The organism is Microcystis aeruginosa FD4 (assembly GCF_009792235.1).
In the GTDB taxonomy this organism is placed as follows: Bacteria; Cyanobacteriota; Cyanobacteriia; order Cyanobacteriales; family Microcystaceae; genus Microcystis; species Microcystis viridis.
In genome coordinates this window covers 926,114-939,355 of record NZ_CP046973.1, presented here as the reverse complement: position 1 = coordinate 939,355, position 13,242 = coordinate 926,114, and the positions used below count along the sequence as shown (strand labels likewise).

Annotated in this window: 12 protein-coding genes; 7 read left to right on the top strand and 5 right to left on the bottom strand. The window is 42.4% G+C overall.

What is annotated here, in order from left to right; translation table 11 throughout:
- The first annotated feature begins 111 nt into the window (after positions 1–111).
- Positions 112–1,362 carry a methionine adenosyltransferase gene (metK, locus tag GQR42_RS04850; protein ID WP_158199116.1) on the top strand — a complete coding sequence of 417 codons (1,251 nt, stop codon included), beginning with the start codon at positions 112–114 and terminating at the stop codon, positions 1,360–1,362.
- Between the two features lie 287 nt (positions 1,363–1,649).
- On the opposite strand, the gene GQR42_RS04845 is transcribed toward metK, so the two are convergent.
- Positions 1,650–2,051 (bottom strand): DUF2203 domain-containing protein, encoded by a 402-nt coding sequence (locus GQR42_RS04845; protein ID WP_158199115.1) that lies wholly within the window; start codon positions 2,049–2,051, stop codon positions 1,650–1,652.
- A 72-nt stretch (positions 2,052–2,123) separates the two neighbouring features.
- On the opposite strand from GQR42_RS04845, the gene GQR42_RS04840 reads away from it, so the two are divergent.
- Complete coding sequence (locus GQR42_RS04840) at positions 2,124–2,405, top strand: DUF6439 family protein (protein WP_151694406.1); 282 nt, start codon at positions 2,124–2,126, stop codon at positions 2,403–2,405.
- Here the strand turns inward: GQR42_RS04840 and GQR42_RS04835 are convergent.
- From GQR42_RS04835 to rlmD, 3 genes are all read right to left on the bottom strand, one after another.
- On the bottom strand, positions 2,402–2,803 hold the full coding sequence (locus GQR42_RS04835; RefSeq protein ID WP_158202389.1) for an ATP-binding protein: 402 nt from the start codon (positions 2,801–2,803) through the stop codon (positions 2,402–2,404). The genes GQR42_RS04840 and GQR42_RS04835 overlap by 4 nt on opposite strands.
- A 229-nt stretch (positions 2,804–3,032) precedes the next feature.
- Positions 3,033–4,220 carry an RNA-guided endonuclease InsQ/TnpB family protein gene (locus tag GQR42_RS04830; RefSeq protein ID WP_158199114.1) on the bottom strand — a complete coding sequence of 396 codons (1,188 nt, stop codon included), beginning with the start codon at positions 4,218–4,220 and terminating at the stop codon, positions 3,033–3,035.
- Between the two features lie 246 nt (positions 4,221–4,466).
- Positions 4,467–5,834 carry a 23S rRNA (uracil(1939)-C(5))-methyltransferase RlmD gene (gene rlmD / locus GQR42_RS04825; RefSeq protein ID WP_158199113.1) on the bottom strand — a complete coding sequence of 456 codons (1,368 nt, stop codon included), beginning with the start codon at positions 5,832–5,834 and terminating at the stop codon, positions 4,467–4,469.
- Positions 5,835–6,111: 277 nt separating this feature from the next.
- Between rlmD and GQR42_RS04820 the strand changes: the two genes are divergently transcribed.
- Positions 6,112–6,978 (top strand): hypothetical protein, encoded by an 867-nt coding sequence (locus GQR42_RS04820; RefSeq protein ID WP_158199112.1) that lies wholly within the window; start codon positions 6,112–6,114, stop codon positions 6,976–6,978.
- A 23-nt stretch (positions 6,979–7,001) separates the two neighbouring features.
- On the opposite strand, the gene GQR42_RS04815 is transcribed toward GQR42_RS04820, so the two are convergent.
- A complete protein-coding gene (locus GQR42_RS04815) occupies positions 7,002–8,696 on the bottom strand; it encodes a helicase HerA domain-containing protein (protein ID WP_158199111.1) in 1,695 nt (564 codons plus the stop codon).
- A 693-nt stretch (positions 8,697–9,389) separates the two neighbouring features.
- Between GQR42_RS04815 and GQR42_RS04810 the strand changes: the two genes are divergently transcribed.
- From GQR42_RS04810 to GQR42_RS04795, 4 genes are all read left to right on the top strand, one after another.
- On the top strand, positions 9,390–10,289 hold the full coding sequence (locus tag GQR42_RS04810) for a lysophospholipid acyltransferase family protein (RefSeq protein WP_158199110.1): 900 nt from the start codon (positions 9,390–9,392) through the stop codon (positions 10,287–10,289).
- Positions 10,290–10,430: 141 nt separating this feature from the next.
- A complete protein-coding gene (gene fabG / locus GQR42_RS04805) occupies positions 10,431–11,207 on the top strand; it encodes a 3-oxoacyl-[acyl-carrier-protein] reductase (RefSeq protein WP_199273331.1) in 777 nt (258 codons plus the stop codon).
- A 449-nt stretch (positions 11,208–11,656) separates the two neighbouring features.
- On the top strand, positions 11,657–12,424 hold the full coding sequence (locus GQR42_RS04800; RefSeq protein ID WP_158199109.1) for a peptidase: 768 nt from the start codon (positions 11,657–11,659) through the stop codon (positions 12,422–12,424).
- A gap of 31 nt (positions 12,425–12,455) precedes the next feature.
- Complete coding sequence (locus tag GQR42_RS04795; protein WP_158199108.1) at positions 12,456–13,193, top strand: sulfite exporter TauE/SafE family protein; 738 nt, start codon at positions 12,456–12,458, stop codon at positions 13,191–13,193.
- Positions 13,194–13,242: the final 49 nt, after the last annotated feature.

Below are 13,242 nucleotides of genomic sequence, written 5' to 3'. Positions count from 1 at the left end.
GGTTTCTTATTGAAAATACTCGATCTCTACAAATTCCCTGTTACACTGTATGATCAAAGATTTCTTGGAATCTTTTTGCGTTCAAATGTACTACCATGTGAGGGACATCACTTGTCTAAACGTTATTTGTTCACCTCCGAATCGGTGACAGAGGGACATCCCGATAAAATTTGTGACCAGATTTCTGATACTATTCTCGATGCTCTGTTATCCCAAGATGACCACAGTCGTGTAGCGGCTGAAGTGGTTGTCAATACAGGGTTAGTCTTGATTACTGGTGAAATCACCTCGAAAGCACAGGTTCATTTCGTCGATTTAGTTCGCAAGAAAATCGCTGAAATCGGCTATATCAACGCAGATAACGGCTTTTCCTCGAATAGTTGCACCGTTTTAGTCGCTTTAGATGAACAATCTCCCGATATTTCCCAGGGTGTCACGGCCGCTCAGGAAAATCGCGAACTTCTCAGCAATGATGAACTCGATAAAATTGGTGCGGGAGACCAGGGTATTGTCTTCGGTTTCGCTTGCAATGAAACCCCCGAATTTATGCCCTTACCGATTAGTTTAGCCCACCGCATCGCTCGCCGTCTAGCGGCAGTCAGAAAAACGGGTGAACTATCCTATCTGCGTCCCGACGGTAAAACGCAAGTATCGGTCATTTATGAAGATGGTCGTCCCGTGGGTATCGATACTATCCTTGTTTCTACCCAACACGATGCTACTATCGGCGATATCACCGATAATGATCTCGTCCAACAAAAGATTAAAAGTGATCTCTGGGAAGCGGTAGTACAGCCGGTCTTCAGCGATTTAGAGATTAAACCCGATGCCAATACCCGTTATCTGGTTAACCCCACCGGCAAATTCGTCATTGGTGGACCCCAAGGCGACGCGGGATTAACAGGACGGAAAATTATCGTCGATACCTACGGTGGCTATTCTCGTCACGGTGGCGGCGCTTTCTCTGGTAAGGATCCTACCAAAGTTGATCGCTCCGCGGCCTATGCTTGCCGTTATGTGGCCAAAAATATCGTCGCTGCTGGTTTGGCCGATAAGTGCGAGATTCAAGTGGGTTATGCGATTGGGGTAGCTCGTCCAGTGAGTGTCTTCGTGGAAACCTTTGGCACCAGCAAAGTCGCCGATGATGTGATTCTGGACTTAATCAATAAATACTTTGAACTCCGTCCGGCCGGTATTATCCAAACCTTTAACCTGCGTGGTTTACCCTCGGAAAGAGGCGATCGTTTTTACCAAGATGTGGCCGCTTATGGTCATTTTGGTCGCAATGATCTCGATTTACCCTGGGAAAAGACCGATAAAGCCGCTATCCTCAAAGAAGCTTTGACTTCTGCGCTGGTATAGGGTTAAAAATTAACTGAAAATTTTGATTGAGGAGTAGAGTTTCAGGCTCTATTCCTATACACAGAAAACGGGTTTCTCCGAGAAACCCGTTTTCTACTCATGCACTCATGCAAAACGGAGAATAAATAATCAGTTTTTAATAACCGGATTTAGTATCAGGAGATTATTTTTATTTATTCTCCTCACTCCCCCCCGCAACGCGCACGAAGTGGTCTCCCCACTTCCCCATCTCCCCACACCCCACACCCCACACCCCACACCCCACACCCCACTTCCGGTGCAGTTAATCACCCGCTGCAGGATCGCAGAATCCAACCCAATAAGACTCCGATGCCACCAAAGCGGACAATTTGCCAAAAAACTTCCCCCAGCAGTCCGCGACGGATTCCTTCCCAGAATAGGCGCTTTAATTCCCCTTCTTTGAGTAAATTGCTTTCTAAAATTACCTCTAATTCTTGAATCTGTTCGCGAATTTGTGCCAATTCCTTTTCTAGTTCAGGTAGGGGATTTTCCCGCCATTGGGGTTCTATTTGGCTAAATTGTGCCTCTAGGTCTTTTTTTTGCTGTTCTGCTTCGTTGATCTGTCGATAACGGTCTTTTAGTGTTGCGATCGCCGCTTCGACTTCTTCCATCGCTTGGGTAAATTCTGCCGATTCATCGTTAGGGTAGGGGTTTTCTTCTAAGGACATGGACTCGATCCGATTTCCTGCGTCTAAACTATAGTTATAGACGATTTTACGGTTTTACGAAACCTTTTGATTATGATTCCATCCCCTGTCTCCTCCCCATCTCAGACTCTTGATCATCTATCTACCTTGGAATTGGCGCGGATTTTGGCGGAACGTTTAGCGATCGCACCGATTGACTGGCATCGTCTGAAGGCCAACCGTAATGCTCGGGCTGCTGAACAATTGGGGACGGCTTTGGTGTTTTTATTAGATAATCAGCCAGAAGAAGCACTTCCTCGGCTACAACAGGCTACAGGCTGGCTCGATCGCTCAATTTCTGCTCCTCCCTGTCCTTCTCACGGTCATGGTCATTAATTAAACCAGCGTTCCTGTTTAATTTGTTTACAAAGTTTCAGTTGAGTTCCTGTTTGATTCCAGTGAACCTGGTCGAAGATTTGATATAATATACATAGTCCTCGGCCATTTTCCGCTTCCTCGGGGGGTAAATCGGGACAATCGCAACTACAGCCATGATGGGGACAACGGGGGGTAAATCCACCACCTTCGTCGGTAATTACCCAAGAATACTCGTCTTTACTGCTAGAAAATTGAACAACCACGGTTTTGCCCGGATCGAGATGATTGCCGTGTTTAGCGGCATTAACTAAAGCTTCTTGCAATCCTAATCTAATTTCTGGTTCTAATTCTTCGGGAATACTAGCGGTCAATAAATCTAAAATCGGACAAAGATACAAGGTGGAAGCGAAACTCATGGTGTTCCAGCTTCGTTTGCTTGTGGGCAGTGAAATAGCAATCACGCGCTTTACCTCTAGCTTTTATTCAATGACTGTTCTCTTACAGAAAGATTAAGGTCTCTTAACCGTCGATCTAGATGATTGCCATACCTAATAATTCATATTTTGTCCCTTTTCTGTCTCTGAGATGGATTAGATATTTTTTTGACATCCTCGCCGCCGTAAAACGGACGGCGATTCCCAAACCTCACGATTTAGGTTTCTGCTTCTTTCCCTTGCGGGGTTTCGCACCTGCCTTAACAGTTTTACTCTGTTCTGGTCTTATGGTCGCTCTACAGACTGACACCGCAAGTCCTGCGGCCAAAATGTTTTTACTGGCGTTAATATCTCGGTCATGGTGCGTCCCGCAGTCTGGACAGTCCCACTCTCGAACATTTAACGGCATCTTCTCAGCAATATACCCGCAATTACTACACCGCTTAGAACTAGGAAACCATCTATCTACTTCGATGTAATTTCTCCCATACCAACGGCATTTATAGGCTAATTGTCGGGTAATTTCTCCCCAACTAACGTCAGATATTGCCTGAGATAATTTCGGGTTTTTGACCAGATTCTTGACGGCTAAATTCTCAACCACAATCGTTTGGTTTTCACGAACTAATTGAGTGGTTAGCTTGTGTAAATGGTCTTTTCTACTATCGGTGATTTTGGCGTGAATTTTGGCTACTTTGATTCTTGCCTTTTCTCGATTCTTTGACCCTTTCTGTTTTCTAGAAAGGCTTTTCGATGCTCTTCGCAGTCTCTGATAATGCTTTTTAAAATGCTTAGGATTAGATACTTTGTCACCATCGCTGGTAATTACTAGGCTACTAATTCCTAAGTCAATTCCGATGGCTTTATCTGTTACTGGTAATGGCTTAATTGTTGGGTCATCAAATCTTATTGAGATATGCCAACGCCCAGAAGGATGTAATCTGACTGTTACTGTGCTTGGTTCACAAGCTTCTGGTATTTGTCTTGACCATCGAATAGGTAAAGGTTCTGTGCATTTGGCTAAATAGATTTGTTTGTCTTTAAATTTAAAAGCAGATTTAGTAAATTCGGCACTTCCTCCCTGATGTTTTTTCTTAAAGTTAGGATACTTAGTACGACCAGCAAAGAAATTGGTAAAAGCTGTTTGTAGGTGTCTTAACCCTTGTTGTAAAGGTACACAGCTAACTTCGTTTAAAAACTCTAATTCTTCTTGCTTTTTCCACTCGGTTAGCATTGAAGAAGTTTGAGCGTAGCCTACTCTTTCTTGCTTTTCGTACCATGCTTGTGTTCTGAGATGGAGAGCTTTATTGTAAACTAATCTTACACAGCCCAAAGTGCGCCGCAATAGCGACTCTTGTTCTGGTGTGGGGTAAAATCGGTAAGAATAGGCTTTTTCCATGTCTCACATTTTAGCATATATTTCGTAAACGATGCTCATATTTAACGGTAAAGCCGTCGTAGAACGACGGGGTTTCAGACCCAAATTTTCGATGATTGATCTACACACCAACCGAGAATCAAGGCAGCTTTGAGCGAGTAGTTAATCAAAAAAGTAGTTGACTGGAACGGGGCTTAATATGCTATTATCCTTAACCGTTGACTTTTCAGCCATAAACGGCTAAAGGGCCTAGTTTTTCCCCTTGTTTCATCCTACCATATTCGCTGTTTTTTGTCTAAGAAAAGCAGCGCATTCGACGTGGGGAGTTTGGGGAAAGAAATCGGCGGTTTGCACTTCTAGCAGTTGATAATCGCCTGTTTGACAGAGATATTGCAAGTCTCTGGCTAAAGTTGCACTTTGACAACTGATATAAACAATGAGTTGACTTTGCAGCTGTAACAGACTATCGAGGACAGATCGATCGCAACCTTTGCGGGGCGGATCGAGTAGAATAATGTCGGGTTTAACTGTCAGTTGCGGTAAAGTTTTTTCTACTGCCCCCAAAATAAAGGTTGTGTTGGTAATATTATTTAATTGGGCGTTAATCTTGGCTCGATCGAGGGAAAAGCTATAGGATTCTAGTCCAATCACCTCTTTAACCCGTTTAGCGAGGGGTAAAGTAAAAGTACCGATGCCACAGTAGGCATCAATAAGAATTTCTTCACCTTTAAGGTCTAATTTCTGGCAAATAAGCGCAAATAAGGCTTCAGCAGCCTCTGTATTAACCTGAAAAAAGGTATCGGCAGCCAATTGATAGGTTAATCCGGCGAACTTTTCGGTAATATAGTCCCGTCCGGCGATAGTTGTGGTCTGACTGCCAAAAATAGCATTACCTCGATCGGGGTTATAATTCACGGTTACACCGACTAAATTGGCGTATTTTGCCAGCCATTGCTGCGCCTGTGCCTCAATTCCCTGTAAATTATTATCGGTACTAATCAGGGTTAATAAAATTTCTCCCGTGTGCCGGCCAATTCTTAGGGATAAATGGCGTAATTGTCCTTGATGGGTCTTTTCATCGTAAATTGACCAGCCTTGCTCCTGAATATCCTGTTTTATCTCTGCTAGAAACGGATTTAAAGCCTGATCTTGAATCGGACATTGATTGAGATTAATCAGATGATGGCTGCCGCGACGATAATAACCCGCTTGCACATTGCCAGTGGGGGAAAATCCGAGGGGATAGGTAGCTTTATTGCGATAAGCGAGGGGAGAATTACCGGTGAGGGGAGGATAAACCAAAGGATCGGTAAAACCGCCAATTCTGGTTAATACCTCTTGTACTTGCTCTTTTTTCACCAGGTGCTGAAATTGATCCTCGATGTGTTGCCATTGACAGCCACCACATTTATCGGCGACAATGCAGCGGGGACGGATACGATGGGGAGAAGCCTGTAGAATAGTTTGTAGTTTGCCGATCGCATGACTTTTTTTGATATAGGTGATGCGAGTTTGAATGCGATCGCCAATGACCGTATCCGGCACAAAAATCACTTGTCCTCGGTATTTTCCCACACCTTCGCCCGTATGGTTGAGGTCGGTAATCTCGATCTCGATTAAATCACCTTGTTGCATAGTTAGGGAAACCAGTTTTCATCCAGGGTTAAGACTGTCGAGCTTTCTGATTCTAACAAAAGGTTTTGAGAAAATTACCTTGACTGTGACTTGTCCTCAGAGTCAAGGGATGATTGTTTGAGTATAAATACTTATTGACAAAATATTTGATCTTTGTAACACTCTCAGTTGAGATTGGTGTATCGATATACCTATTTTTTGTATATTATTACACTCAAAAACTTCGAACCAACAGTTTTTAGATAAATTACTTTCTCTTGCTAGTGTCATCAATCAAATGTCAACCATAATCAACAATAAAGAAATTCGAGTATTTGGCATTAAAAGAAGTGGAAATCATGCCATTATCAACTGGATTTTTTATCAGATACCTGGTCAAGTAGTTTTTGCCAATCACTGCTATTTAGCGGGAAAAGAAATTCGCATCTATAAAGGTACAGGAAGAATTGACTGTAGAGGGATTAATTACTGGGATTTTAAGCGAAAATACTTCTTTTTTGAAAAAAATCCTTTCTTCAATCAAGAGATTGTTACCTATTCAAAAAATGATCAAAGATTTAACGGACAAAAGCTTAAACAACACCCCAAAGAGGCGGTAATTGTTAGCTTTGAAGACAAAGATATTGCACAATTCAGTGAATTAATGAATCGGCATCATCAAGAATGGGTAGGTAAAAGTAAAGAGGTTTTTTCTATAGTTATCCTGCGAGATCCCTTTAATCTTCTAGCTAGTATTTACAAAAAATGGGGTAAGGAAAACTTAAAAAATATTGCTTCTCTCTGGGTAGAATACGCTAAAACTTATCTAAGCTACCAAGCAAGTACCGATCATTGTCTTTTAGGAATTAACTATAATCAATGGTTAGTAGATGTCAATTATCGACAAGCAATTACAGAAAGATTACAAATTCCTTTTGATGACTCGAAAAAAGATCGAGTTGCTAATTTTGCTGGTGGTAGTTCTTTTGATGGCTTATCCTATCAACAGGATGGGCAGAAAATGGATGTCCTTAGTCGTTGGCAAATATTTCGAGACGATCCCGAATATTATCATCTTTTTAAAACCCCGCAATTACTTGAATTATCCGAGCAAATTTTTGGTATTATTCCGGGTACTGAAGATTTTATTACTTCTTTACAGTAGAGAAATCCTCAAGATAAATTTTTCTAAAATCCTAGATCGGCTTTAGCAATTTTGGCCGCCGCTAATACTTCCTCATCGGGTAATTCTTTCCAGTCGGTTGCACCTATTTCAGCATAGAATTTTTGATCGTAGGCGCGAGTACGAATTACTACCGGCATAGGAACCGCATGACCTAAAACTAAAGCTTGTTGTTTTGAGTCTAATTTCGCTAAAACCGATCGCAAACTTCCCCCGCCAGAAACCCCAGTAAATATGGCTTCGATGTCCTTTTCATCGTTTAATAAACAGGTGATTCTCGTCCCTACCTGAGACATGACTTCGTTATCAATTCCTGAAGGTCTTTGATCGACAATTAAGAGAGTAACAAAGTATTTTCGCATCTCCCTGGCGATGGTTCCAAAGATAGTTTGATGGACTACGGCAGAATCTAAAAATCGATGAGCTTCTTCAATGGTAATCACTAACTGTTGCGGCCGATCAACGGGGTTTTTGGTTTGTAAAAAATATTCAGCTTTTTTAACATAATTAGCATGAATCCGACGGGTGATCATATTGGTGGCTAACATATAGGAAAGCATATTACTCTGGGAGCCAAATTCAATGACAACGTGCTTACCTGCATCTAAAGCTTGTAAAACCTGATCGATATAATTGTGGGGACAAACAGTTTTTAAATATTTTAAACTATCTAGACGCATTAATTTTCTCTGGAGGGACATAATTGATCCCGCATGGCCCTGTTTTTCGGTACAGAAGATTTTAATGTCCTCGTTACTCATATTTAATAACTGAACGATCCAAGATTCTCCATACTCGTTATAGAGAATATTGGCATTATCTAAACTAGCTTCCGAGATGCCTAATTCCCGACCGATTAAACGAATATCCTCGATTTCAATTTGATTATAACTTAAGAATAATTCCTGCGATCCTCGTACTCCCCGGCGTTTGGTAGAATCGGGATCGAGGGTATAAATTTCCACCTGTCCGGGGAATAATTGAGATAATCCTTTCACCGTAGAAACATCCTTCCCTTCTTTCATCGCTTCCCAACCGTATTCCGAGTGCATATCAAACATGAGGTTAACCCCTGCTTGTTTGCGAATAATGCCCGAAATTAGTAATCTAGTTAAAAAGGATTTTCCCGTCCCGGATTTGCCAAAAACACCGTTACTACGTTCGACAAAGCGATCGAGATTAATACATATTGGCACGTCCATGTCAAGGGGTTGACCAATAGCAAAATTCTTTCTGGTGGGGTCATCTTCCCAACCGAAAACCATGCGAAAATCCTGCTCACAAGCTTCATAAACTTGGCTAAAATGCGCGGGAATAGTTTTAACTGGCAGTAATTCTAAATCGGCGCTAGTTTGGGGTTGAAAAGAGCCTAAAGAAGTGTCAGAAACTGCCGGGGAATTACCTCCAGTCGGAGTAAACATGAGCATAGGCGATAGTTCAATAGTACCATAAGTGCCGCTACCCGCTAAAACATCGCGCATAAAACTATCCTCGGGATGGGGAGGATTCGCGATAATCCGGGGACTGGAGTTACCCAACGAGACATCGGTGAGGAGACAGAAAAAACGCGAGCGAGTGCCTTGCACCACCAAAAATTTACCGACGCGCATATCTTCCACGGAAATATCCGGATAAAGACGGATTTCTAAACCTTCACTCAGGGAACCTTGAATAACCGATCCGAGGGGCTGTTCACTCATGCTAACCTTGATTTGTGGCGATCTATCCCCCTATTCTGTCACTTTTCCGTTAATAAGTGCAAACTCGATCGGGTTTGAAGATGGGGAAGTGGGGAATATTTTCAGTGAACAGTGAACAGTAAACAGTAATAGACCTCTGGCAAAAATCAAAAATCTTCCTTTAGGTGAGGAGTAAGGAGCCAGTAGTCTCGGAGTCAGGAGAATTAAGAATGAGCATTAATCAATTCAATGCTCTATTTAGTGATTTTATGCAATTTTATGCCTATTTTTCTCATTTTTGAACCATCAAAAATTAATTATGCCAGAGGTTTATTATACCATTTTTCAAAAGTAATGACAGAGATGGTTATGCCTGGTGCATCTCAATTTTGTCGAAATATCCAGATGACATTTTGGGCGCACGCGGTGCGCCCCTACCATTGGCGAAATAATATTATTGTAGGGGCGAATTGCCTTCGCCCTCTTTGAACAACTTCTGCTGCTCACCTTAAGTGAGAGAAAATCACCAATAGGATACCATTTTTCTTTATTCGCGTCACAACGAATGCAGGCTTGGCAAGCATTCGAGCGTGGATGTCTGTCATGGATTTAGAAATTTGGTATTATAGATCAAGGAAAGCCGTCGTCAAACGACGGGGTTTTCAACCCAAATTTGCGATAATAAGATGCGCTTAAATTATCAACTGGGCATCAATGCAGATTTTTAGTTCTTTTATCTCATCTACCGCAACTTTTGCCGAATTATCCCTACAAGCGGCCAAGGCCCCTGCTGATACCCTCACCGGTTGGTCATTAGAGGATCGCGATCCGCAAGTGATCGAAAAATTTGTCCCCCTTCTGGATTGGTTTTATCACCATTATTTTCGCGTTAAAACCGATGGTTGGGAAAATATTCCCCCTTCAGGACAGGTATTATTCATCGGCTCCCATAACGGCGGTTTAGCGGCTCCCGATATGTTTATGATGATGTATGATTGGTTCCAACGCTTTGGCAGCGATCGCTTAATCTATGGTTTGATGGATGCGCGAGTCTGGCGAGTTTTTCCACCCCAAGCTGGTCTAGCGGCCCAAATAGGAGCTATTCATGCTCATCCGAAAATGGCGATCGCTGCTTTGAATAGTGGCGCTAGTGTCCTAATTTATCCAGGAGGCGCTACAGATGTTTTCCGTCCCCACAGTTTAAGAAATAAAATTCATTTTGCCGGTAATCAAGCTTTTGTTAAACTAGCTTTACAGTACGAAGTGCCGATTATTCCCGCCATTTCTCACGGCGCTCACTCGACTCTGTTTGTCCTCGACGATATTTATCCTCAATTAAAAGAATTACATGAAAAGGGTATGCCTTGGCCTTTCGGTATTGACCCCGGAACCTGTCCCATCTATTTCGGTTTACCCTGGGGACTAGCTATCGGTCCCTTGCCGAATATTCCCTTACCCGTACCGATACATACGCGGGTTTGTCCCCCAATTATTTTTGAACGTTACGGCAAAAAAGCGGCCCGGGACCGCCGTTATGTACGGGAATGTTATGAGAAAGTCTGTTATTTGATGCAGCAACAACTCGATCAATTAGTGGCAGCCAATTCTCCCTGATCCTATACGGGAAAGTGGGGAAAGAGCGATCGCAATTGAGCATTGCTGCGGTCAGATTAACCCGCTTGTGAGATAATGAAGTGTTTTGAGCAAAGTTATCAGTACAGAGTTTTCTCTTGAAATTTGACGATTATTTGGGGAATGCAGAAAATTATGAAACTATTACCCGCAGAATGCCAGCATTTACAAGACAAAGTAGCCATAGTAACCGGGGCCTCGCGAGGGATCGGAAAAGCGATCGCCTTGGAATTAGCCAGCCAGGGTGCTACTGTAGTGGTGAACTATGCTAAATCTAGCAGTGCTGCCGATGCCGTTGTCGAAGAAATTACCGCGGCCGGGGGGAAGGCAATAGCTCTACAAGCAGATGTGGCTAAAAGCGAAGAAGTGGATAATTTAGTAGATAGTACCAAAGAAAAATTCGGTCCTATTGATGTCTTGGTTAATAATGCTGGTATTACCCGGGATACCCTGATGTTAAGAATGAAATTAGAAGACTGGCAAGCGGTCATCGATCTCAATTTAACCGGGGTTTTTCTCTGCACTCGCGCCGTCGGTAAATTGATGTTAAAACAGAAAAGCGGCCGCATAATTAACATCACTTCTGTATCTGGTTTGATGGGTAATCCGGGTCAATCTAATTACAGCGCCGCTAAAGCCGGTGTCATCGGTTTAACGAAAACTTTAGCCAAAGAATTTGCCAGTCGAGGCATCACTGTTAATGCCGTGGCCCCCGGCTTTATTGAAACTGATATGACTCATGACCTCAAAGCAGATGAAATTCTCAAATATATCCCCCTCTCCCGTTATGGAAAACCGGAAGAAGTCGCCGGGATGGTGCGTTTTTTAGCCGCCGATCCCGCCGCTATTTATATCACCGGTCAAGTCTTTAACGTCGATGGTGGTATGGTTATGGCTTAATTCAGTTATCAGTTATCAGTTATCAGTTATCAGTGATTAGTTATCAGATTAAAGTGGTAAGTTTTAAGTTTTAAGCTTTAAATGATATTATCACCGATCAATCTTCACTAATTAGGGTCTGCTGAAAAAGTTTTTCCTGGGGGTAGGAGTCGGTCGTCAGGAGTCAGTAGCCGGTCGTTTCAGGCTTTGTTGCCCTTGTTTTTTGTACCAAGCGATGTACTACAAGAAGGATAATGCAAGGTTTTTGAAAGTCCCAATCCTATTTTCTTGCACTAACATCGGACTTTAACAGGTCAAAAGCTTTATTTTAAAAGGGTTTTACCATTATTCAGCAAGCCCTAATTACTGATTACTGTTCACTGATTACTGTTCACTGATTACTGTTCACTGATTACTGTTCACTGTTTACTGTTCACTGATTACTGATTACTGATTACTGATAACTGAAAATGACTTACTGTTTAGGAATTATCAATCGTTTTGGCATTGTTATGGGGGCGGATTCTCGCACGAATGCGGGAGTCGATTATATCTCGGCCTATCGGAAATTATTTGATTTTTCGGTGTCGGGAGAAAGGGTAATTATGGTCTGTACATCGGGCAATTTATCGATTAGCCAAGGAGTGATTCACGAACTAAAAAGAGATCTGCACAATCAAGAGGATAAAAGTCTTCATTCTCTGACTCATCTCTACGATATCGCCCACTATATCGGTGATAAAAGTCGTCAAGTACAAGCTAGGGAAAGAACTTGGCTAGAAAAAGATAATATTGATTTTCAATGTAACTTTATTCTCGGGGGACAAATTAAAGGAGAAGAACCGCAATTATTCCTGATTTATTCCCAGGGAAATCATATTCAAGCCACCAAAGAAACGCCATTTTTACAGATAGGTGAAACTAAATACGGTAAACCGATTCTTGATCGCACCATTACCTATGATACACCCCTAGAGGAAATGGCCAAATGTGCCTTACTTTCCATCGATTCGACCATGAAATCGAATATTTCCGTCGGACCGCCTATCTATTTGAGTATGTATGAAGCTAATAGCCTAAGCCTACGTCATAAGTTACAATTACGCCTAGGAGACCCCTACCTAGCTAAAATGCGGAAACTCTGGGAGGATTACGTCCGGCAAGCTTTCGAGGCTATGCCCAATGTGGAATGGCATTATACCGATGAAGACCCAAAAGAAGATATCATAATAGATTAAGTAACTCTTTGTGAATTAACTTTACAACTCGATGATCATTGTTACCTTGATGTTGGCAGGTAGTCTAGCTTGGTTTTTTAGTAGCCTTGCTGGTGGGGGCAGCCCCCTGATTCTACTCCCCGTTTTAGGTTGGTTTCTCGATGCTGCCGTCATTCCTCCGGTTTTGACCACGGGGATGCTACTCGGTAACGTCCAACGCATGGGAATGTATTGGCGCGCCATTGACTGGCCCTCGACGGTGTGGTATTTACCTGGGGCAATTATGGGATCTACCCTCGGCGCTTTTGTCTTTGCCCATTTACAATTCAAATGGTTGCCGCTAGTTTTGGGAATTTTTCTGGTTTTCTCCTCGCTTAAACAATTATTTCCCCAAGAAGAAAATCCTTTTTTTGAGATTAAAACTTGGTATTTTATGCCCTCGGGATTTATCTACGCTTTCCTGTCGGGATTAGTCGGTAGTACCGGCCCAATGATGAACCTTTTTTATATCAACTATGGCCTAGTTAAAGAACCAATGGTGGCAACGAAATCCGTTCACATGGTAGTGGTTCATGTGGCCAAATTAATCGCTTACGCGGCCTTTGGAGTTTTACATCTGCCCTTTCTCGGTTACGGTTTATTATTAGGATTAGCGGCCTGGCCAGGTAATTGGTTAGGACAAAAAGTTTTAGAAAAAATGAGTCCCCAACAATTTAAACAAGCAGTGATGTTATTCGTTTCGATGAGTGGCTTATTGATGATCTGGCGAGAACGCGGCATCGTCTTTTAAAATTTTGCTGACAAGGGGACAAATTTTGCTAAAATACTAGATAAAGGTG